This window comes from Haloarcula sp. CGMCC 1.2071 (assembly GCF_037078445.1).
GTDB classification, from domain to species: Archaea; Halobacteriota; Halobacteria; order Halobacteriales; family Haloarculaceae; genus Haloarcula; species Haloarcula amylolytica.
The window spans coordinates 1-20,295 of the sequence record NZ_JAYMGY010000027.1; the positions used below are offsets into that span (position 1 = coordinate 1).

General features: G+C 54.8%; 21 protein-coding genes and 3 pseudogenes. 14 read left to right on the top strand and 10 right to left on the bottom strand.

What is annotated here, in order from left to right:
• Window positions 1-193: 193 nt before the first annotated feature.
• A complete protein-coding gene (locus tag VI234_RS20115; RefSeq protein ID WP_336331063.1) occupies window positions 194-1,474 on the bottom strand; it encodes a Cdc6/Cdc18 family protein in 1,281 nt (426 codons plus the stop codon).
• Between the two features lie 993 nt (window positions 1,475-2,467).
• Between VI234_RS20115 and VI234_RS20120 the strand changes: the two genes are divergently transcribed.
• The 8 genes from VI234_RS20120 (at window position 2,468) to VI234_RS20155 (ending at window position 11,031) form a co-directional block, all read left to right on the top strand.
• Window positions 2,468-2,746: a hypothetical protein gene (locus VI234_RS20120; protein WP_336331064.1), complete on the top strand. Its 279-nt coding sequence runs from the start codon at window positions 2,468-2,470 to the stop codon at window positions 2,744-2,746.
• 57 nt (window positions 2,747-2,803) lie between these two features.
• Window positions 2,804-3,634: a hypothetical protein gene (locus VI234_RS20125; RefSeq protein ID WP_336331065.1), complete on the top strand. Its 831-nt coding sequence runs from the start codon at window positions 2,804-2,806 to the stop codon at window positions 3,632-3,634.
• Window positions 3,635-3,833: 199 nt separating this feature from the next.
• The gene (locus VI234_RS20130) at window positions 3,834-5,246 is read left to right on the top strand and encodes a lamin tail domain-containing protein (protein ID WP_336331066.1); all 1,413 of its coding nucleotides are present in this window, start codon (window positions 3,834-3,836) and stop codon (window positions 5,244-5,246) included.
• Entirely contained in the window at window positions 5,243-5,542 is a 300-nt protein-coding gene (locus VI234_RS20135; RefSeq protein ID WP_336331067.1) for a DUF3006 domain-containing protein, read from the top strand. The genes VI234_RS20130 and VI234_RS20135 overlap by 4 nt, the downstream gene beginning before the upstream one ends.
• 202 nt (window positions 5,543-5,744) lie before the next feature.
• Complete coding sequence (locus VI234_RS20140; protein WP_336331068.1) at window positions 5,745-6,773, top strand: Cdc6/Cdc18 family protein; 1,029 nt, start codon at window positions 5,745-5,747, stop codon at window positions 6,771-6,773.
• A gap of 834 nt (window positions 6,774-7,607) precedes the next feature.
• Window positions 7,608-8,570 (top strand): hypothetical protein, encoded by a 963-nt coding sequence (locus VI234_RS20145; RefSeq protein WP_442905047.1) that lies wholly within the window; start codon window positions 7,608-7,610, stop codon window positions 8,568-8,570.
• A 2-nt stretch (window positions 8,571-8,572) separates the two neighbouring features.
• Window positions 8,573-8,878 carry a hypothetical protein gene (locus VI234_RS20150; RefSeq protein ID WP_336331069.1) on the top strand — a complete coding sequence of 102 codons (306 nt, stop codon included), beginning with the start codon at window positions 8,573-8,575 and terminating at the stop codon, window positions 8,876-8,878.
• Window positions 8,879-8,880: 2 nt separating this feature from the next.
• Complete coding sequence (locus tag VI234_RS20155; protein WP_336331070.1) at window positions 8,881-11,031, top strand: type B DNA-directed DNA polymerase; 2,151 nt, start codon at window positions 8,881-8,883, stop codon at window positions 11,029-11,031.
• 115 nt (window positions 11,032-11,146) lie between these two features.
• Here VI234_RS20155 and VI234_RS20160 read toward each other — a convergent pair.
• Window positions 11,147-11,290, bottom strand: a pseudogene (locus VI234_RS20160) (cell division control protein Cdc6); the annotation flags it as partial.
• A pseudogene (locus VI234_RS21405) lies at window positions 11,281-11,596 on the bottom strand (type IV toxin-antitoxin system AbiEi family antitoxin domain-containing protein); the annotation flags it as partial. The pseudogenes VI234_RS20160 and VI234_RS21405, both read right to left, overlap by 10 nt.
• 81 nt (window positions 11,597-11,677) lie before the next feature.
• On the opposite strand from VI234_RS21405, the gene VI234_RS20165 reads away from it, so the two are divergent.
• Complete coding sequence (locus VI234_RS20165) at window positions 11,678-12,691, top strand: hypothetical protein (protein ID WP_336331071.1); 1,014 nt, start codon at window positions 11,678-11,680, stop codon at window positions 12,689-12,691.
• A gap of 129 nt (window positions 12,692-12,820) precedes the next feature.
• Here the strand turns inward: VI234_RS20165 and VI234_RS20170 are convergent, their stop codons facing one another.
• Both VI234_RS20170 and VI234_RS20175 read right to left on the bottom strand, forming a co-directional pair.
• Window positions 12,821-13,102, bottom strand: coding sequence for a hypothetical protein (locus tag VI234_RS20170; RefSeq protein WP_336331072.1), 282 nt, complete (start codon window positions 13,100-13,102; stop codon window positions 12,821-12,823).
• Window positions 13,103-13,234: 132 nt separating this feature from the next.
• Window positions 13,235-13,495: a hypothetical protein gene (locus VI234_RS20175; RefSeq protein WP_336331073.1), complete on the bottom strand. Its 261-nt coding sequence runs from the start codon at window positions 13,493-13,495 to the stop codon at window positions 13,235-13,237.
• Window positions 13,496-13,765: 270 nt separating this feature from the next.
• On the opposite strand from VI234_RS20175, the gene VI234_RS21410 reads away from it, so the two are divergent.
• On the top strand, window positions 13,766-14,122 hold the full coding sequence (locus VI234_RS21410; protein ID WP_442905048.1) for a hypothetical protein: 357 nt from the start codon (window positions 13,766-13,768) through the stop codon (window positions 14,120-14,122).
• Window positions 14,123-14,467: 345 nt separating this feature from the next.
• Here the strand turns inward: VI234_RS21410 and VI234_RS21415 are convergent.
• A pseudogene (locus tag VI234_RS21415) lies at window positions 14,468-15,481 on the bottom strand (hypothetical protein).
• 372 nt (window positions 15,482-15,853) lie between these two features.
• Window positions 15,854-16,075 carry a hypothetical protein gene (locus VI234_RS20185; protein WP_336331082.1) on the bottom strand — a complete coding sequence of 74 codons (222 nt, stop codon included), beginning with the start codon at window positions 16,073-16,075 and terminating at the stop codon, window positions 15,854-15,856.
• Window positions 16,076-16,139: 64 nt separating this feature from the next.
• Between VI234_RS20185 and VI234_RS20190 the strand changes: the two genes are divergently transcribed.
• A complete protein-coding gene (locus VI234_RS20190; RefSeq protein WP_336331075.1) occupies window positions 16,140-16,385 on the top strand; it encodes a hypothetical protein in 246 nt (81 codons plus the stop codon).
• A gap of 324 nt (window positions 16,386-16,709) precedes the next feature.
• On the opposite strand, the gene VI234_RS20195 is transcribed toward VI234_RS20190, so the two are convergent.
• Window positions 16,710-17,579 carry a hypothetical protein gene (locus VI234_RS20195; RefSeq protein ID WP_336331076.1) on the bottom strand — a complete coding sequence of 290 codons (870 nt, stop codon included), beginning with the start codon at window positions 17,577-17,579 and terminating at the stop codon, window positions 16,710-16,712.
• A gap of 327 nt (window positions 17,580-17,906) precedes the next feature.
• Complete coding sequence (locus VI234_RS20200; protein ID WP_336331077.1) at window positions 17,907-18,188, bottom strand: hypothetical protein; 282 nt, start codon at window positions 18,186-18,188, stop codon at window positions 17,907-17,909.
• Window positions 18,189-18,341: 153 nt separating this feature from the next.
• On the opposite strand from VI234_RS20200, the gene VI234_RS20205 reads away from it, so the two are divergent.
• The 3 genes from VI234_RS20205 to VI234_RS20215 all read left to right on the top strand — a co-directional run bounded on the left by VI234_RS20205 (window position 18,342) and on the right by VI234_RS20215 (window position 19,456).
• Complete coding sequence (locus VI234_RS20205; protein ID WP_005533772.1) at window positions 18,342-18,707, top strand: hypothetical protein; 366 nt, start codon at window positions 18,342-18,344, stop codon at window positions 18,705-18,707.
• Between the two features lie 159 nt (window positions 18,708-18,866).
• The gene (locus VI234_RS20210) at window positions 18,867-19,196 is read left to right on the top strand and encodes a hypothetical protein (RefSeq protein WP_336331078.1); all 330 of its coding nucleotides are present in this window, start codon (window positions 18,867-18,869) and stop codon (window positions 19,194-19,196) included.
• On the top strand, window positions 19,193-19,456 hold the full coding sequence (locus VI234_RS20215) for a hypothetical protein (RefSeq protein ID WP_336331079.1): 264 nt from the start codon (window positions 19,193-19,195) through the stop codon (window positions 19,454-19,456). The genes VI234_RS20210 and VI234_RS20215 overlap by 4 nt, the downstream gene beginning before the upstream one ends.
• A gap of 16 nt (window positions 19,457-19,472) precedes the next feature.
• Here VI234_RS20215 and VI234_RS20220 read toward each other — a convergent pair whose 3' ends face one another.
• Window positions 19,473-20,192 (bottom strand): hypothetical protein, encoded by a 720-nt coding sequence (locus VI234_RS20220; RefSeq protein ID WP_336331080.1) that lies wholly within the window; start codon window positions 20,190-20,192, stop codon window positions 19,473-19,475.
• Window positions 20,193-20,295: the final 103 nt, after the last annotated feature.

The window sequence follows — 20,295 nt, forward strand, 5'->3', positions numbered from 1 at the left end:
CCTGTCTCAGAGCGTTACTGCTTCGAAAATGCGTCCGCCGAAAACCCGGCGACGAAGCGCTCAAAATCATCCTTGAAACAGCGCTATGACGCCACCAACAATCGCTTACCCAAGAGCGTATTATTTCAAAAGGAGTCTACCAACAGCCAATTGTAGCCGATCTTGTTGTTGGTTAATCCGGATCACGACAGAATCAGAACGAGTCTAGCGTCGTCGATGTCTCATCTGTAGCAAACAACTCCGCTAGCCGCTCGTCCTCTTGAAGTACTTCCTGTGCCAAATCCGCGCGAATCGAAAATTCGTACTCATAGTATGAGCCGCCTTTGGGGCCCTTATTCTGTTCATCTACGTCCAGGAATCCTTTCAGCGTCAACTGTGACAACCGGTCATGAATCGTTCTGTCAGTCCGCACATCCGCATCGATACGCTTTGCAGCCATTACATACCGCTCATAAATTCGGTTACGCTTGGACGGCGTTTCATCCTCCCGCTCCAACAGTAATAGGGAGTAGAGAGTCAGTTTACTCTGTGTTGGCAAGCGAGTTAATTCGTCGCGCACTTTATCGCGCTCAACAATCTCGTCTGCCTGTCGCACATGCGCTTCGGTGATGACGTTGGACTCCTCATCTCGTGCCAGATCTCCAGCCTTATACAATCGCTTCAGCGCCTGTCGGGCACTTCCAGAGTCTTGTGCGGCAAACGCTGCACACAACGGAATCACATCGCCCTCCAAAATATCAGACTGTAACTCATAACTGCCATCATCAAGTCGCTGAGCCGAAGTATCGTGAAACGCCTCACCAGCACGCTGTTTCAAGATGTTCCCGAGTTCGTTCGCATCATACGGTGGAAAATGGATCTCTTCGTCAGCGAGACTGTCCTTCACACGCGCTGAGAGGTTATCGCGGAACGTGAAGTCATTCGAGATGCCAATTACCCCAACCAGTGTATCTTCAACATTCTCGTTATCGTTCGCCCGTGGAAGCTTATACAGGATGTCGTCATCATTCCCAATGGCATCAATTTCATCAAGTACGATCAAGCAATGTGTTGCATCGAGTGCTTCCAGCTCATCGAACAACATATTGTAGATCATCCCGCTCGGATACCCGGTCGGTTTGATTTGCTTGGTTGGCGGACGAAATTGATTAATGAGGTTTGCAGCCACCTGGTAACTGCTGTTCAGCGATTTGCAATTTAACTCAATTACTTGAACATCAACACCGTCGATATTTTGCTGATCCTCGATCAGTCGTTCAACGACCATCCTCGAGGATAGTGTCTTTCCAACTCCAGTCTGGCCATATAAAAATAGGTTTTTCGGTGGCGCACCGTTAATCACAGGTTTGAGCGCACTCTGGTACTGCTCAAGTTCTGTGTCACGCTCAATAAGACGGTCAGGTTGATATCCGTCCCGTAGGACCGATTCGTCTCGGAAGATAGTGGAGTCAGGAGAGAACGGTTCGAGTCCCATCGTATACCCGATAGATACAATCTATGTGAAATAAAACCACCGCTTCATGGGAATCATTTGTTTCATGAGATGCCCCCACTGCTTCATGAGATATATGCGTCGGTTTTCACACGAGCTGGGACGTTTTGCACCAACCCCCGCCCCCCAGATTTCACGAGAGTATCGTTAGAGAGGGGGGAGGGGGGCAAAATGAAACTCTGAATGAGAGAAAGATTTAATACAGATGGGTGAAAACAGAATCCGTAGCACGTTAGGTTCAGTTTAATTCTCTAGTGGAATTTCAGCAAGAAGCGTCAGACATTATTTCTTCCCTCCCCTCCCCTACAGCAACTCTCATGAAATATGGGGGGAGGGGGAGATATCTACCTGTTTCTTCTATTCAGCAAGGCAGCAAGGAGACCTCAACTTCTCATGGTCAGTTATCGTCGTCAACAAACAATATCCATCGCTAGTAGGTTATATCCATAGGAATCTACGGCCGCGCTGCTCTTCATTTAATTCCCTGAGAGACCGTCAATCCCTCTTCACTCACTGTCTGGACTCCATGCTTTCTCTGAGTTACTACACAATTGATGACCTGCTCTGCTCATACTACACCCCACATTTCATGAGTTAGGATCTGCGCTGCTATTCTTAAACTCTCGTGAAATGTGGGGGGTGGGCAACAAAATGCCGGTTAACTGGCCGATATTAACTCTCGTGAAAACTGGGGGGTCCCACTTCTCCACGGCCGATACAGCAAGACAGACACTATCAAAGTTGAATTACGCCGCCTGCGTAGCGTGTTTACGTTGGAAACTCTCATGGAAAGAGATAGATTAAAGATAACATCGCAGCTGAAATTATTCAGGTCACCCACCCTGTACCACATGAGATATCTGTTTATCTAACCGAACTCAGGCATCTTGTTTGTTCTAATACATCATGTAGGCGATTGAGCTATTGCCCACAATGTTCGTTTTGTGCAGCCCCCGCAGTCGGAGGCTTCACACGATGTCCAATCCACCAGACGACGCATTACTGACCGAACTCGCAACCTACCAGAACCGGAAGCTCCTACTCTGGCACCTCGCAGCAGACGGACGCACAATCTGTGGTATCCAGTTTGTCGCTCGGGAGCACGACCTGCAGAACGCTTCTATCGACGAACAAGTACAAGCCTTCGTCGATGATATGCTCTCGGATGGAGAGGTTCGACCAGAATACGACGCAATGGCTGACTGGGAAGCCCTGGAAGCGAACCACGGCGACACCGCCGACCAGTACCTCTAGGTCAGGCTCACTCCAGTAGCGATTTTGTGTCGCCTCCATGGCTGGAGGCTTTCCAGTATGTTGCCGACAGACGAACCACCGTTTGACCCGATCTTCGTCGATGAACCGCTGCTTATCCCAAACTACAAAGAGACGATCATCAGCAAAGTCGGCTTACCGTTCTACGCCGACGTTGACCGCCCCGATGAAGCGCCCGCTGACGAGCGCGAGCGAACCATCGACCTCGCAGAACGAATCCTGCGCGCCGGCGGCGTCCGAACCGGCTTTGGGCACCACGAAGAAGTCCGGACCTCGATGGAGTCGTGGGCTCCAAATGCTGACGAGGAATGCGATGCTGACCCCGGTTACTGGCGGTCGTCAGTGCTCTTGATGTCGCCCCAAGAGATGAATTTCGGACAGTTGGACGGCGAACCCGAACAGAAGCACAAAAAGGCCAAGACGGTGCTTACGTGGGCCAGAGAGTGTATCAACAGCGACGTCCTTCAGGAGATCGAGCGGTCCCAAGCCGAGGATATCAAACAAGCGTGGCGCGACGCCGCAGAAGCCGAACTGACTCAGCGCGAAATCGACCAGTTCGCTGAGGACCCGCCAGACAAACTCGATGGGTGGACGAGACTTGACGCCGACCACGACGCTGTTGAGGTTGCATACATCGCTGACAACCACGGGACCCCGTCGGTCGCGGCCGTCTTTGAGGGGGCTGACAGCGAGTTGGAGGCGCTTGAGTTCACGCTGACGGAGTGGCAAGAGAACGACGGCGATCCTCGCGAGGCAAGGCCAAATCGGCACTGTGTCACGACTGACGGTGACGGGGCCTACGCACAACTCCGGTCCCATCTGTTGACCTTCGAGGTCGAGTCGATGGAGTCGGACCCAACTGTTCAGTAGCCCACAGACGCGGGATCCCTCTCTAACTCTTTCCTCTACGCCGACAGGGTCAGCTACAATCGAACACAGCCCGGTCGGAAGGATCGAAAACAGGTTGCCAACTGAATGACCGATTGGAGAAATATAATCGAAATATCGCAGATGTCCAGTGATATCATGGCCACGGAGTCTATGCCGCTTGGCTTCATAGAGTCGTATCATGTCAAAGTCGCGCGGTCTAACGATCATTCTTTTTACAGTTATCCTTCTTCTGGCCGGCTGTAGTGGGTCTGCACCGACAGATATCTCCACACCTGAACCAACGTTGACAGCGACGGCAGCCGAAACCACGACCGCAGCAAACGGCACGGTCGAAGTCCATTATATCAATGTCGGCCAGTCCGTGAGTACGCTCGTTGTCGGGCCAACCGGAGAGACGATGTTGATCGACACAGGTCATTTCACAGACGATGGCGAGTACGTGCTGCAGTATCTGCAGCGACACAATATCGACCGAATCGATCATCTTGTTGTCTCTCACAATGACGCCGACCACATCGGTGGGAACGCGGCAATCATCGAGTACTACGAAACCGAAGCCAGTGGCATCGGCGCAATCTATGACCCGGGGATCGCTGCGAGCACAAAGACCTACGAAGGCTATCTTGACGCTGTCGAAGAACACGACGTCACGCTGTACGAAACCAGAGAAGGCGATTCGATACAGTTTGAAGGAGTCGATACACAGGTACTTGGGCCACCAGAGCCCTACCTCGATAACGACGGACGCAACGAGAACAGTATCGTTCTCAAGTTCACTCACGGTGAGACGAGTTTCCTTCTGACTGGTGATGCTGAAGACGATCAAGAAGCGTATCTTGTCGACGAATATGGTGACCAACTGCAGGCGACTGTTCTAAAGGCCGGCCATCACGGTTCATCGAGTTCTAACAGCGGCGAACTGCTGAGTGCCGTTCAGCCAAAGGCAGTTGTCATCTCCAGCGCCTACGATTCCCAGTACGGCCATCCCACAGACGAGGTCCTGCAACGTCTGCATGACCGGTCGATACCCGCATACTGGACGGCAACCCATGGCGATATCGTCCTGGTCAGCGACGGAGCAGGCGTCTCGGTTCGGACACAGCAGGCCGCACCGACGGACCCGCTTGCGATCCGTGACGGCGAACCCGTTGAGCCGGGGACAAGTGGCACTGTCGTTGAACGAAATCGGCTCGATGCCAGCCCAGTCACCACACAGACTGAGACTGTCGCGACTGACGGTGGGACGACGCCTACTGCCGACTCGCTACAGATTGCAGCCATCAACGCCGACGCTGAAGGCGATGACCGTGAGAACCTCAACGACGAGTACGTGGCGTTCGAAAATGTCGGTGACGAGTCGCTGGACCTCTCGGGGTGGACGGTCGAAGATGAGGCTGGAAGGACATACACGTTCGCGAATGGTTACACGCTGGGTGCCGGCGAAACAGTGACACTGCACACTGGTAGTGGGACGGATAGCGACACCGATCTCTACTGGGGGTCAGGGTCACCGATCTGGAACAACGGTGGTGACACAGTTATCGTGCGAAACAGTGACGGGGACACCGTCCGTCAGGAGACATACGAATGACTGAGTTAGATGCGGTGGCAGACGGTGAGTACACTGCCGTTGTCGATTCAATCGAAGACGGACTCGCGACTGTCTTTTTCGAACAGGACGAGACTGAGGTTGGTCATGGAGTAATTGACGCATCTGAGCTGCCCGAGGATTCGAGGCACGCCAATGCGATTCTTTCAGTAACGGTTGCGGATGGAAAACTCACTGAGATTGACTATCGTTCGGAGCAAACAGCAACGCGACAGGAAGCGGCGCAAGATCGGTTCGATCGGCTATCCAGTCGGCCACCGACAGATGATGAAGAGTAGCCCACAGCCACCGGAGGCGATGAGCGATATCTATGACACACAAGGTTTCCGGGAAGTTCCGGCAACAGTTCTAGCTATTCCGTCCGTTTTGGGCTATAGGCCGGCGTCAGACACGATATCAGCCAGACAAGGTACACACCTTTCCGGAAACGACCCGGCTACGTTTTTATTATGTGGCTCAGAATCACTTGCACAGTAAGGTATGATCCGTGATGCTCGCGTGCTGCGTGCCGGGTTCGTCCCACGAGAAGTTGAGCATCGCGATGCTGAGGTCAATCATCTCTCTACGGTCCTAGAGCCGATTACAAACGGGGACCCCGCTGATACCGCTATCGTTACAGGCCCCAGTGGGACAGGCAAGACGTGTATTTCACAATTCGTCACTGAACGCCTGCGTGAAGAGGTCATCAATGTCGAAGCGACCTATGTTAACTGTTGGCGTAACTATACTAGGTTTCGGACGCTCTACCAGATTCTCGACGATCTTGGGAAGACAATCGATATTCATCGCCAGTCAACACCGCACGACGAACTCATTGACCGACTCCAGCAATACGACGGGCCTCGAACTGTCGTCATCCTTGACGAAGTTGACCAGCTCGAAGATCCAAGCGCTCTATACGATCTACACAGCCTCCCACAGTTTGCGATCATCTGTATCGCGAACAAGGAAGAAGAGCTGTTCAGTCGTGTTGACGACCGGCTGGTGAGTCGACTCCGTTCCAGTGAACACGTCCGCATGGACAGGTACCACGACGAGCAACTCTATGACATCTTGCACGCTCGTGTAACATGGGGGCTTGATGAGGGCGCTATCACTGACGAGCAACTCTATCGGATTGCCGATGCGGCTGCTGGCGACGCCCGTCTCGCAATCGGGATGCTTCGAACTGCAGCCAGCAAGGCCGACAGAGAGAATTATGAACGGATCACCGACGATATTCTGCTTTCGTCGGCAGACGATGCCCGCGCCCAGATCCAGCAGAAAAGTCTCGATTCACTCACACCGCACCAGCGGGTCGTCTACGACATCGTTCACGAGCATGGCCCCATCGGGCCGAGCGAGATACACGAGCACTATGTGGAGGAGATCGATAACCCGCGAACCAAGCGAACCGTTCGGGCATATCTATCCAAGATGACGCAATACAACCTGCTTGAAGCAGATGGATCCAGCCGTGATCGGGAATACACAGTTATTGCTCAGTCCTCGCCGACGGCATCTGAGTAGCTCGTTACGATAACCCGTCGAATTGCGCGGTCAACTGTTGTTGTGTGTCCAGTCCCGCATGAAACCGAGTGATGAGTTCGGACTGGTGCTTCGGACATGCGAGCACAGCGACGGCCCCATCCTGAACCTGCACTACCGGCTGCTGTGGAGAGTGCGGTGCGAGATGGCAACTAGGGCACCCAACACCGCCAGCGGGCCTGTGGTTTAGAATTTCAGCAGTGGCTGTGGTCGTATACCCACAAACGGACTTGAACTGTGCCAAGTGATCAGTACAGCCGACAAGTGGGACTGTTAGCTGATCGAGGAGCAAAAACGACGGCGGACCATCAGGAGACTCCAGCGCGGACTGGCATGCATCACACTGAATCGGCGGATATTCCTCGCGTTCGTCCGATAGATGCTGTGGGGACTCTTCGGGAAGCATGATAGATAGGGTACCTCTAGATTGGGTGGCCACACTGGTAAGTGGTGTGTCTGGAACACCCATCAGAGGGTGTTGAACCTCAGCAGGCATGGAATGGTATCCGCTGATACCATACATTCACAGCGGCGTCTATCCCGATTTAGCGAGAGAATTCCGCCCGTCCCGTGAGTGACGAGTGTTCCAACTGGTCGGAACCGAGGAGCGAACGGGGCAGGAATGAACCGCGTACGCTCTGTTCCTGCACGATGTGTCCTGTCACCGTTCGCGTTTCCTGAAGTCCTCTCGGAAACGCTGGCTTTGAGGTACAAAACCACCAGACAGAGACTGAGTCGAACCGCTGGACTCTGTGTTTCCTGAAATCTGGAAGCCACACGCCGTCGCTTATCGGAAATCTCTGTCTCTATGCTGATATGGATCAAGACGCCACGTCGAAGACAGCATCACTATCGAAGCAGGTGTCGGTCAGTCATGCAACCCGTGGTGCGGACCACAATCGAGACCTGATCAAACAATCTGATCAAGGAGGCGAAAATATTCTTTTGCCGTCGCTGGAGGCCGGTGTTACTCTCTTAGATATCGATGGTGGCCGAGGTGTTCCAGTTCTCCAATCACTCGTACTTGATCACTTGCTTATGCACGACGGACCAGCGTTCTGGGTCGATGCCAATGGCCACGCAACGACAACTATCTTAGCCCGTCTCACGCCCAGCCAGCGATTGCTTGACCGAATCCATGTCGCACGAGGATTCACTGCATACCAGCATTACGGCGCAGTGTGTGATCTCCAGACAGCAGTCAATCAATCGATCCAGAAGTCAACTGCTGATGACGGAATGCATCGTCACCGTTCGAGCGGAGACGACGGAGAGTCGTCCCAACACACTCCATCACTCATTGTTGTTCCAGCGATTGACACGCTGTATCGGACCGATGACACGCTTGGGCAACGTCATGCAAAGACACTGCAGGCACGGACCCTCGCACAGGTGACCACCTACGCAGAGGGATACGACGTGCCGGTTCTGGTGACACGCACTACGACTGATACGTTTACCTCACCCGTCGAAACAGTGGCTGACCAGCATCTGAAATGTGAGCAAACTAAGCTTGGTCCGCGGTTCGTCGGTGACGAGTTCGAGACATTAGTCTACCCCGTTGAAAATGGCACGCACTATCAGACGACATTTGGCTACTGGCGACAGCTACTCGCTGTCCGTGCCTGGCAAGGAAGACAGGAATCAGTGTCACCCGCGCCGAAGTCCGGAGCGTCGGATGATATTGGCACAGGTGTGACGGTCCACGGCGAGACACAACCGCTCACTACAGACCCATTACTCGATGCTTGGACCGCCGTCAGTGCTGGGGAGCGATAGCGATGGGGCGCACAAACCCGACGTATCGGGATGCGCTCCGGGCCATCGAAGAACGCTGGGCGGACTTCCAACGAGCACTCCGACGCCGTGACCAACCGCGCTTCAAGACGCTGTTTGAGTATGCTCGCACCCATGCTGATGCGAGCGGGCTGCTAAACCACCAGAACCCGCTGCTACCGGCGTTATTTAGTATTGACCTCGAACAGGAAGCCAGGCTTGACGCACATGAAGAGCGTCTCGATGCGCTTGAAGAGGCAATCACGGCTCAGGCTGACCCGGTGAGTGAACCGGACGAACAAGTCGAGTAACGATGCCATTCACTGTTGACTTCCTTGATGATGGTCGGATACTCGAATGGGACGCGACGAGCGACGGTGCCGTTATGACTGAGCGGAACGACTACACGCCTCGTTTCTACGTCGCACAGCGGTCACCGGCTGCTGATGTCGACCTCACGTCATTACACACACTGTACGAACGGCACCCAGATGTCGTCGCAGCGGAGATCGTTTCTCGGCAGCCGAGTTTCCGTCGTGAGAGCGAGCGTGTCCTCGCTGTTGACGTCAGCCACATTGATCGAGTCACACCACTTGCTCGACAGGCGCGTCAAGTAGGCAGGTCTCCGATTGGGGACCTGGCATGCTTCAATGTCGATTTTTCACGGGAGTTTCGCTACTGTATGGAGAACGATATCGATCCAACACCGACAACAGAGCTATCCACACTCCGACTTAGTGTCCCAGTTGCCGAGACAAGCACGGACACATACACGGAATTGGAAGTCGCTGGCCAGAGCGTTACGGGACCGCCAGAACAGATCTTGAGCGCAGTCCATGAGAGAATCAAGGCACACGACCCGGATATTCTGGTCTGTTCGACGAGCGAGATTGTCCCAACCCTGTACGAGATGGCGACACACGCCGGCGTCGACGACTTCTCGCTGAGTCGGTGGCCGGACATCGACTACCAGCAGCTCGCAAGTCGGTCGACGTACTCGAGCTACGGCCGCGTCGGTCACTCGCCAGCGCGGTACAACGTGCCCGGCCGGGCGATCATCGACGAGTCAAACACGTTCTTCTACGGGGAGACGAACCTCGACGGCGTCCTCGACCTTGTGTCACGCTCCAAAAAGCCCGTCCAGGAACTCGCTTGGGCGTCGATTGGGAACGTCCTTACCGCGATCCAAATCTGTGAAGCCCACAACCGAGGTGTGCTCGTCCCGTGGCACTCCTGGCGCCACGAATTTTTCAAACCGATGGGGACGCTCCACGATGCCGACCGCGGCGGCTTCATCTTCGCGCCCGAGGTCGGCCTCCACGAGAACGTGCACGAACTCGACTTCTCCTCGCTGTACCCGAACATCATCTGTACCCGGAACGTCTCACCGGACGTCATCCGGTGTGACTGCCACAGCGACCGCGATGACGTCCCCGGCCTCGGGTACTCAATCTGCGACGACCGGGGCTATCTCGTCGACGTCCTACAGCCGATCATCGACGCACGCGACGAAATCAAGGCGGCCATCCGTCGCGAGAATGAACGGGACAACCCCGACGAGGACCGGCTGGCGGAACTCGAGGGGCAATCGGGAGCGCTGAAGTGGATTCTCGTCGCCTGCTTCGGGTATCAGGGGTTCAGCAACGCGAAGTTCGGCCGCATCGAGTGCCACGAGGCAATCAACGCGTTCGCTCGCGAGATTCTGCTGACGGCGAAACAGCGGCTGGAGGCCGGCGGCTGGCGGGTCGTTCACGGCATCGTCGACTCCATCTGGGTGACGCCGGACCCCGGCGTCGACGACGATGACCGCGAGGAACTCCAGACGCTCGCGACGGAGATCACCGACTGCGTCGAGATTCGGCTCGAACACGAGGCCCACTATGACTGGGTGGCGTTCGTGCCGCAGCGCGAGAACAACGCCGGCGCGCTAACGAAGTACTTCGGGAAGGTCGCCGGTGACGACGAGTTCAAGATACGCGGTATCGAGGCTCGCCAGCGCTCGACCCCACCGTTCATCAAGGACGTCCAACTGGACTGTCTCGAACGGCTCGATGCGACTCGATCTCCGGACGTCGTACTCAATTGTCTCCATGATGCGATCAAGCGCCTCTACGCTGGAACAGTGCCGGTCGAGCAACTCGTCGAACGGAATCGTGTCTCCAAGCCGCTGGAGGGCTACACGCAGAACACACAGAACGTGGCCGCGTTAAAACGTGCTCGGGAGCAGGACCTCGCCGTCCATCCGGGACAGGACATTGAGTACGTGGTCGTCGACGACGAGAAGAGTTCGCGAGAACGGGTCGAATTGGCTCACGAGGAGATCGAGTCGTACGATGCGTCGTACTACGAGACGCAACTCGTTCGGGCGATAGAGAGTGTTCTCTCTCCGCTGGGATGGGATCGCACGGATATTCAACAAGAACTCTCAGGGGTACGTGAGCCAGAGCTAACCGATTTTCAGTGACGAGCTACGAATGATTTTCAGTTGAGAACCACGGTCACACTCCTCCCCCTCCGTCATCGATGTGTAAAACCATGGGAAAAGGGAAGGGGTAACTAGAGGAGAACGGCGAAAACCGACGATGAGGATCGATCGTCTTCCGTGCGTCACCGAGACTTTGTACAGCGAACGCCGCCATGAGCGGAATCACATCGGCCTTGAGAGCATCTTGGCGGAACGCATCGCACCGATTTTCGAGAATTTCTCGCGGTTGGTTCGAATCACGGTTGCGAGTTCTCGACGGACACCGTAGAACCTGGGGGTGGTCCGCACAGTCAACCAATGGTTTCTCAAAATCGCTGAGCTGAACGGTCGTCCCCTCGATAGACGTCGGCTCAAAGCCGAAGAATTTCTGCTCTATGACCGTCGTGACGCGAAACAAGGCGCTGTGAATCACTCGGCTTTGTGCCCGAGTGGTGTGACGACGTACACCATCCGGGAGACCTGTTCGGTCTGCCTGTAGTGGCTGAGAGCGCTGTAGTAGCCGAATCATCGACTCGGCGATATGGACGGTGATGTGGTAGTGGATAACACAGGCGGCGAGTGGCCAACTCGTCCTGTCTCGGTCTCTGTCGGTTTGTGCTTCCCTCCGGGCCGGGGTTTAAATACGATGACGAACGCAACCAAGCGTGTGACTGACCGGAATCCTGAGTACGATCCCGCTGATATCCGCGGTGCAGCAAGTTCTGACCCTGAAACAAGAGGGAACGGACGGGAACGGGTCCTCGAATCCACCAGATATCCCAATCGTGCAGAGGATGATACTCGCATCTGTCGGACCTGTGGACAGGATATTCCCCGTGGTGAACGCCAGTGTCCGTTCTGTCCTCAAACCGGCATCTCAGAGACTTCGCTCGACGATCAGGATAGCAGCCCACTTGGGGAGTGGACGTTCGGCCGGGTAGTACTCGCACTCGTCGAAGCGAACACCGACTTCCATGCACGAGCCCTCGGCGCTGCGGCCTTCTCCGTCTCCGACAGCATCGCGAGTGGCGAGGATGTCTCTCATGGAACCGTGAAGTGCCGAGCAGCCTTCGGGACGGAGCCAGCCGCCACTCTCACGCAGGGCTGGCCCGATCTGCCGACCGAAACCACGATCGACGAGGAACCCGCACAGGCGCTCTTGGAGACAGCCGACGAACAGACCAACTGGGACGGGTCCGACGTCCAGCCACGAGTCTATCTCGAGGACGGGTCGCCAGTCACCGACCGCTCAGAGTTCCAGCAGATTCTGACCGAGTTCCGAGAGGATGATGGGATGTACTGGCTTGTTCCCGGCGTCGTGCAGCGCCATCAGGCAAGAGCCGAACCGGAGATAATCGGCATCGGATTCTACTGTCGCCAGTGTGGCGCCGTGACGGGACACGAATCTCACGGGCTCGATGGCTTCGAGTGCCACTCACACCTTGACCGGCTGATCTGGACCTGCAGGGAGTGTGGACAGCACCGACACGAACCCGAACAGGAAGATGACACGGAGGACGTCACGGACTACGAGCATCTTCCTGACGGCGTCTCACCCGAAGACATCCACGGCGACGAGCCAGACTTTCAGGAACAAGAGTTTCAGGACCAGATCGGTGCCTATCGCGAGCGGAATGGCTTCTTCCCGTGGGAACGGTAGCTGTCGTGTCGGCAGAGCGTAACGGTTGTTGTGAAGACACAGCGTGTCATAGACCCGTTCACAGCTACCGCTTCGGTTCTCTATGAATGGTCAGTATAGAGAACCTATAATTCAGATCTGGACGAAACCTTACTCTTGATCGGTCAGTAGATTCCGCAGGTTTTGCTGTGTATTTGCGCTTTCGTCGAATTCGAAATCAGTTGACGACGCAATCTTTCGCATGGCGTCTTTTGTGTATTGGTCACGAAGTTTGAATTCCGCCATCGAGCGACTATCGTCACTTGGCTGTTTCTTGAAGACTCGCCCACTATCATCTTCGAATTTCATCACATAGAAGTGATGGCCATCATCATCAACGAATTCCTTGAACGATGCCATATTGGCTTCAAACAGGTCTGCATCGCTAGGCATGGGGTGAAAATGTAACTCAAGCATCTTATACCTCCCGTCAAAGTGGTTTCGTGCCACTGTTCCATATGGAGACTTACGGAGCAGTTGTTTCACACCCTGTGGTGGATAAAGAAACTGTATGGACAGGGGCTACTAATCCGGCAGTAGCCGATCCAGAACGACACTCGTCCCGTTCTCGGTCCGGGGCAATGTATTCTCCAGCAAGTGCTCGTCACGTTTGTCGACGTCGAGAATACCGGTTTCGACGAGACGGGGACCGTCCTCCCGTTCGGCGGTGAGGGTCAGGCACAGCTGGCCGTCGACCTTCCCACCAGCAACTGAGATTATACCGACTTCGTCGGGAAACGAGACGGTCGTCCAGCCATCGGGTTTCCGGACCCGCAATTCGGTCATCAGTTCTTCTTCTCTCAGCGAAACCCATCAGCACTCTGGCTGGCATACGAGATATTTTGTGTCTCTCTCGGAGCCAGAGGAGAGCATGAGTACGACAGAATCTTTGTTGATAGGGTATGGGAGTGTATCTTCAGTAGGGAGTGGTCATCCCCTGATCTCCATTATGCTGGATAAGTTAACTCAACGGAATGTATCAGTGCATCTGCGACAGACTGGGGTGCTCATCTACCCCAAAATTAATGTCTCTAGAGCATATATTATGAACTGTATATGCTCAGTGGACATTTCGAGTCAGCGGGGGCGAGTATTGAGTATGGTGCAGCTGACTGTCTCTTTCCTGTCGATGAATTGGACGCGATAGTGCTCCAGCACCGAGATGCACAAATTGCACTCGACAACGCTGATGGGTCGGACGTCGTGGTCGTTGCTCCAACAAGCCTTGCCACCAGTTACGCCCTCACTCAGCACACGCTCACTGCGATCCCTGTAGAGAGCCTTTCTACTGCGGTTCGGACACAAGTCGCTGACGCACTTGCGACTTCTGTCGATGGGTTTGAATTGATCCAGATCGGTAAGTGGAATACTGATAGTCAGAATCACTCACTTGCGGAATTCAAAAGCGCCTGAAACATTGCCTCGGACGACGTACGGGTGGCCTCGAATTCCAAGGTATAGGAAGGTGCTGAGCACTACGTTTCCTCAATGCATGAGTCACCGACACCTCTCACCGGGAACCGTGACACTCGAAGAACATTCGTTGTTGACGAAGTCGGCTGATACATCAATGGCCGAGTCTACAGTCGCGAAGTGAGTACACAATACGCTCCGCGCTGAAGGCTATCTTCATAGGAGTGGAACCTCCTTACGTGGGTGGCCGAGCGAGCTTGTGAACGCACGCTCACAAGCGGAGCGGCGGGACAATCCCAGTGCCAAAGTCCGGTCAAAAGCTCAGAGGGTAGGTATTGTTGTTGCTTAGAGACTGTTCAGGTTGACGAACTCTAACTCTTCCTCCGGATACTGGTATGTGGATAGACCCTCCTTTTGACAGTGCTCGCTCAGATTCGCTGGGATGACCTCATCCCCCTTCGGGCCCTCATAGACTACAGTAACATCGTACCCATCTACCTCGGTTACGACCGCAAGATCGGGATCATCGTGTGAGAATTTGATGACGTAATCACCGACTGTGAACGGATTTTCGGCGAATTTCAGATTCTCATGCTTGTACGTATAGAGGCTGATATCCTGATCATCGCAGTATGATGAGAGCAGGGCCGGTGAAATATCTCTCCAGTCACCGGGCCCCTCATCAAGTGAACTCGGGAATGCTACCCTGACAGCTTCTCCATCGAGTTCTTGTCCATACAGTTCGACCTACGTTTCTGGGGGGAGAACCTCAATTACAACACCCACTGATGCATCTTCGTCGTCGCACTTCTGGACGCGATCTCCCGGCTGGAACGGATTCTCGGGAGTTTGATTCATATTTGCGGTGTTCGGCCCGAGGTCCTGGAGATCGTTCATTGGTCGAGTTGCCAAGTGTTCGAGTTTCTCAGGAGAGTTACCAGAGAACTGTTCCTCTGTCTCAACCTTCGATTCGAGCGTTTCGACGTGCTCCCAGCCGAGCAGAATCAAACTATCCTCGTTGTCTCGATGCCAGGCCATAACAATAATATCATCTTCAGAATCTTTCTCAACGAGCGTCTCAGGCAGGAACGACGAAACGTCCCGAGAGGTCTTGACGTCGATATTATAGTCAAAAACCTCGAAATCGTGACCAGAGTAGCTCTCTGGGTTACACCGTCGAATCGCATCCTCGTTCTCCCATTCCCACATCTCCGCTGGGAGGTACTCTCGACAGAACTGCTCAAACGCGATTTCCCCAAGATTTCCGATACGCTTCACATCAACATTATCTGCGCCCTGCTTCACCGCTTGGTGATGGGCGCGATCTCTATCTATTTCGTCAGGAGTAAACTGATACACACGTCAATCAGTAGACTCAACCCGTATGAATATTCCCCTAAATTCACTCTATGAGTCGGGGACAGCGTGGGTATGGCATTGATTTACTGGGCTCTGTTGAGAATCATTAGATTGTGCCAAGACAGGGCGCTCAATCAAGGGGTATAAAACACGTTCTCGGTGCGCTCATCTTGGAGAGCGCTCCTCAGTGTTAATTATGAACTGATATAGAGCTCAATCCGGACACGACCGCTTTGAGGGCTGATCCCTTCGTCGTCACGCCGACGCCCGCGGAAGACGGGTGACGGTCCGCAGGGACGGCAGGTTTGATGACTTGCCCATACGGTGACGGAACGATACCTCTGGAGGATGCTGTCCCACGGATGACGGGAATCAGCGACGGGGACCAGTCTCTCGGGGGGCGATATCAAGAATACCGAGTTCGACGAGACGGGGACCATCCTCCCGTTCGGCGGTGAGAGTCAGGTACAGCTGGCCGTCGACCTTCCCACCGACAACCGAGATCGTCGCAACTTCATCGGGAAACGAGACGGTCGTCCAGCCATCGGGTTTCCGGACCCGCAATTCGGTAATCAGTTCTTCTTCTCTCGGCAAGCAGTATCAGCGCTCTGGCTGGTATCCGAGCCATTTTGTGTCTCCCTCGGAGCCGGAGGAGATCATGAGTACGACAGCACCTTCCTTCGAGGAGTATGACTTCGACCGCGGCGACCACGTTCGAGCCGACTGGACCGAGGGAGACGGCCCACTCGATGTAGTCGTCGGAACCGTTACAGAGATTTCGCGCTCCGGCGGCAACGTGATCGTCGCTGTCGAGGCTGCCGACGGCCAGTATCCCGAGCGCTCGATCTACGGCGGCACACACGATTGCGCTCCCGAGTGGGTCGAGCCACTAGAGCAATCCTAGTCTGACAGCAAGGGAACTCGCCCATATTTTGTGAGCCTCCGCCGGGTGAGAGGCGTTCCAGAGAAACCCGATCAGCCATATCCGAACAGGCAGGCGATCCAGACCAGTACCAAGATGGATCTGTCACACCCGTTGTGACCACTGGAATCGCCGTGGTCGCTTCGTTCGTGTTACGATTACTCACTACACTTCTGACAACAGGGGGTCGCTCCCGGTTGCTGCAGCTAGCAAACAGCGGCGTCGACGGCGGCAGGGCACGTACCACCGCGTCCAGTAGCGTCGATTCAGTGTCGGTTCGCGTCCTATCCGGTGAGTGTCACAGGGTTAGGGCGATGATTCCACCACAACGGGTGTGACGCCACCTGTGGCGGCCTTGTGGTCGCTGTTCTCCAACAGATCGAGACCGATGTAGCGTTTTTCAAGCAGTCCCTCAGCGGTCGCCATATCCATCGCGAGGATCTCGGTTTGGGTCTGATCCCGGCCGACCTGCCGGGTTTTTTCGACGACATCGTCGCCGCCAATCTCGACCAGTGTCTCCCAGACGCGCTTGATCGTCTGGCGATGAGGTTCCTTCCCGAGTTCGGCGGTCAGGGCCGTCTGTATATCACTCTTGGTCATGAAGACGCCGCTGCCGTCGGTTCGCTTCGTGGCAAACTCTGGCCAGCGCTTGGCGATGCTGATGGCGCGATAGGTGTTCTGGCGGTTCGAGCGTTCGACGAACATCGTCTTGACCTTCGATTGGCGGCAATTCGCGAAGAAATCCAGCGGCGAGGTGCTGGGTTCGATCCCCTCGGGGAGCTGTTCGGCGTCCTCCTGGTGGTCGGTATCGGCTTCGAGTTGCTGGGCCTTGGCGATGGCACTCTTGGCGACATCGCGGGTGGTCTCCTGCTTTGCTTCGAGATCGTCGAGGCGCTGGTTGTTCGTGGCGGCGTCACCGACCGCTGTGGTGGCAACCTCGTGGGTCTGTTCGAGGTCGGCCTCTAGTTCGGTGACGCGTTCGTGGAGGTCATCGATAGTCGCGACCAGCGTCTCAAGAACACTCGAAACGAGGGGTGACACGTCGCCGTCGAGGTCGTTGATGAGCGTCTGGAGTTCGTCGGTATCCATCTCAGCCTGTCCGATATCCATGTCGAGATGGTCGGCAAGGGCTTGATCGGTCTCGTTGTCGTCGTCGGGGTTTGTTTGTCGTGGCATTGTGACCACAGGACCCGTGCTCGGAATCGAACCGAGCAGTGCTGACCTCAGCACGGGCTATTGGTGACGTAGCTGGCGCTTTCTGGACGAGTGGTTGGCTCGTGGCAACCCCGCTCCGTCTAGTGGATTTGTGTCGTGGCACTGCGCCGGCGACTAGCAGTCTGTATGTGCTGTCGTCGCCCGGACCAGCGTGGCGCTGGGTTCACCGGTCGCGCTCCGCTGGCGGTAGGAGTCCAGTTGTGGCTGGTACCGTGGAGTCTTCGAGTGGCTGGGCGGCCAGATGCGGGTGCCCATGGAGGTAGGCCGGGCGGTTTGATTGGTGCGCACTCATTGTGGGCCTCTGCTGACGGCGAGTAGTATCTGTCTGGCTTCCCGTGTCCGTCTAGTGGTGTGCTCAGTCTGGGCCAGTGCAAGTCGGGCTGCGCAGGCGTCAAGGCGTGCTTGGGTGTAGCTGCGGTCGTAGCCCGGTGGGTCAAGGATGGACTGGCAGTACTCGATGATAGCGGCGTCAATGTCGGCGTTAGCGAGGAGTCGTTTCGCGGCTTGGAGGCGACGCTCGTGGTGATCCTGTGCGGTATCGTTTTGTGCACTGGGTCTGTTCGTATTCATTGTCGTTCTACACGACACCGGGTCAGCGGGGCCCTAACCCCGGTGGCTCGACTTTAGGAATCTATCACTCCCCGGTAAGTCGTGCATATCCAGTGATGTATCACCAGAAACACTTAGTGCTTTGCGTCTATTAGTGCGAATAAGCACCAACAAATGCTCAAGAACACTACTGAGGGAAAAGAAGTCCCTATCGGCGTAAATAAGAGAATGTCGGCCGACAGTGGATGTATGCCACCGGAAGAGCGCCGTGAGGCTGTTCTTGAATTTATGGCAGATCACGGAATAGCACTGCCACCGAAGGCAATCTTCCGTGGTATGAAGACTGAGATGGGGATTCACTTCAGTTATCGAACTGTGCAGACGATTCTCTCTGAACTCGAAGAGAAGGGCTTGGTCGCGCGCGTCAATAAGGCCGCGCTCGATGATGGAGATATAGAACCAATCCCCAAAGATGAGGCTGGTAGGAGGGCTTATTACATGATTACGATGGACGGCCGTAGAGAAGTCAACGACAGCTAGCGACATACTTTTCTCACTTATAGACGAAATCACTAAGTGGCCGGAAGCCATGACTATTGAGTAGGAACAGACGCGCCGCTGGGCGATTTCGTGCCTTCGAGAACACGAGTTGCCCACGCTGTCATCAGCAGCGTAGGCGCGTCGGTTCCGCCGAAAAGCATGAGTAAGTCTGCTTCGCCGACTAGTAAATCTGTCGGCACGACCGACGCACACCCACAGGAACGTACCGTTCGCGAATTGCTCACCCAGAGCCGCCCGCTTTTCCTCGGTGTCGACGGCGAAGGTGCGGCCCACTACTGGGACTCGTATGAATTCGCCGTGGCCGTTGTTGCCAGCGAAGACCACGCCGAGAAAGTCCAACTTGCTGAGACGCCGTACGACACGCTCGGCGAGTGGTGTAAGTACACACAGGACGAACGCGGCTGGGCTGTCGGCCCACACGTCGGCGGGTCGCTCGTTGGCGATCTCGCTCGGAGGCTGGATGCATGAGTAAGACCGTTCGCTGTACGGTCGAGAACCGCCAGCGTGTCCGGCGCGCCGCCCAAGCACTACGGGAGACTGTCCCGACTGTACTGGTCGAAACGACGCCGCCAGTGCGCTCGGAATACGACGCCTGGACGCTCGACGCCGTGCTCCGTGACACCGAGGGCGTCCCGCCCGAAGTGCTTCGGGAACTGGCGCTGGCCGGGCTGACGCTGCAGCCGACGCCCTCACAGGCTGGGCACCAGCACCTCGTGGCGACAGCCTGAGCAAGACACTGATAGTTCACCTATCCGACACTGACTGGCAGTACTCTCGGGCCAACCGCTTATTTAATGAGCAGAAGCGATCAAGAACGCAGTCGGCATCCTTCGGGACAAAATATCTTTTTCTGTCCTCACCAACCGATTCAATGATACCCATCGTTTCAAACCTATCCGAGATTCCGATGATATATGGGCGACCGATGCCTGTCGATTGACTTATCTCCGTTTTATTATACTTTTTATGATTGTTGTCAGCGGCACATGCAGTAAAGTAGTCTAAGAAGATCACAGGAGCCTTGTTATAGAGTAGTTCTGTCAATAGCAGCGGATTGTTAATTATTTTTCTTTTTTGTTCATTGGCGTCTGACTCTGGCTCAATAGGTTGTAGTGGAGGTGAATCCATATTATCTTTATCAGATAATTCGTACCCGAGTCGTTTATTCAACGAACAAAAATGATCAAGCACACGGTCAGCGCCTTCCGGAATACGGTATCGATTTATTTTTTCACCGACCGCTTTTACAACATTCATTTCTTCAAATATATCGATATGTTCTACAATATACGGACGACCGATGCCTGTCTTCTCACTAATCTCTGACTTATTGTATTCCTCATAGTTGTTGTTCAAAGCACATTCAATAAAGTGATCTAAAATAATTACGCGAGACTTATAATATAACAACTCTGTCAGCGGAAGCGGATTATTAATAATTTTTCTTTCGCTCTTGTGAAGCACGTTGTTGATTTTTAGAGGGCGGCGTTGAGAGCATGTTTGAGCGCTTCGTCACCTGGTTTTCTGTAGAGTTCACAGCGGAGCTGAAAGGCTCGGAGATACGGCG

Bases quoted from the DNA above. Each gene is read 5' to 3' on its own strand.
- VI234_RS20175 (WP_336331073.1), bottom strand. From the start codon at position 13,495: ATGACCGAATTGCGGGTCCGGAAACCCGATGGCTGGACGACCGTCTCG.
- VI234_RS20115 (WP_336331063.1), bottom strand. From the start codon at position 1,474: ATGGGACTCGAACCGTTCTCTCCTGACTCCACTATCTTCCGAGACGAA.
- VI234_RS20170 (WP_336331072.1), bottom strand. From the start codon at position 13,102: ATGCCTAGCGATGCAGACCTGTTTGAAGCCAATATGGCATCGTTCAAG.
- VI234_RS20200 (WP_336331077.1), bottom strand. From the start codon at position 18,188: ATGAATACGAACAGACCCAGTGCACAAAACGATACCGCACAGGATCAC.
- VI234_RS20130 (WP_336331066.1), top strand. From the start codon at position 3,834: ATGTCAAAGTCGCGCGGTCTAACGATCATTCTTTTTACAGTTATCCTT.
- VI234_RS20165 (WP_336331071.1), top strand. From the start codon at position 11,678: ATGACGAACGCAACCAAGCGTGTGACTGACCGGAATCCTGAGTACGAT.
- VI234_RS20135 (WP_336331067.1), top strand. From the start codon at position 5,243: ATGACTGAGTTAGATGCGGTGGCAGACGGTGAGTACACTGCCGTTGTC.
- VI234_RS20190 (WP_336331075.1), top strand. From the start codon at position 16,140: ATGAGTACGACAGCACCTTCCTTCGAGGAGTATGACTTCGACCGCGGC.
- VI234_RS20195 (WP_336331076.1), bottom strand. From the start codon at position 17,579: ATGCCACGACAAACAAACCCCGACGACGACAACGAGACCGATCAAGCC.
- VI234_RS20210 (WP_336331078.1), top strand. From the start codon at position 18,867: ATGAGTAAGTCTGCTTCGCCGACTAGTAAATCTGTCGGCACGACCGAC.
- VI234_RS20150 (WP_336331069.1), top strand. From the start codon at position 8,573: ATGGGGCGCACAAACCCGACGTATCGGGATGCGCTCCGGGCCATCGAA.
- VI234_RS20205 (WP_005533772.1), top strand. From the start codon at position 18,342: ATGCTCAAGAACACTACTGAGGGAAAAGAAGTCCCTATCGGCGTAAAT.
- VI234_RS20215 (WP_336331079.1), top strand. From the start codon at position 19,193: ATGAGTAAGACCGTTCGCTGTACGGTCGAGAACCGCCAGCGTGTCCGG.
- VI234_RS20155 (WP_336331070.1), top strand. From the start codon at position 8,881: ATGCCATTCACTGTTGACTTCCTTGATGATGGTCGGATACTCGAATGG.
- VI234_RS20120 (WP_336331064.1), top strand. From the start codon at position 2,468: ATGTCCAATCCACCAGACGACGCATTACTGACCGAACTCGCAACCTAC.
- VI234_RS20140 (WP_336331068.1), top strand. From the start codon at position 5,745: ATGATCCGTGATGCTCGCGTGCTGCGTGCCGGGTTCGTCCCACGAGAA.
- VI234_RS21410 (WP_442905048.1), top strand. From the start codon at position 13,766: ATGCTCAGTGGACATTTCGAGTCAGCGGGGGCGAGTATTGAGTATGGT.
- VI234_RS20145 (WP_442905047.1), top strand. From the start codon at position 7,608: ATGGATCAAGACGCCACGTCGAAGACAGCATCACTATCGAAGCAGGTG.
- VI234_RS20125 (WP_336331065.1), top strand. From the start codon at position 2,804: ATGTTGCCGACAGACGAACCACCGTTTGACCCGATCTTCGTCGATGAA.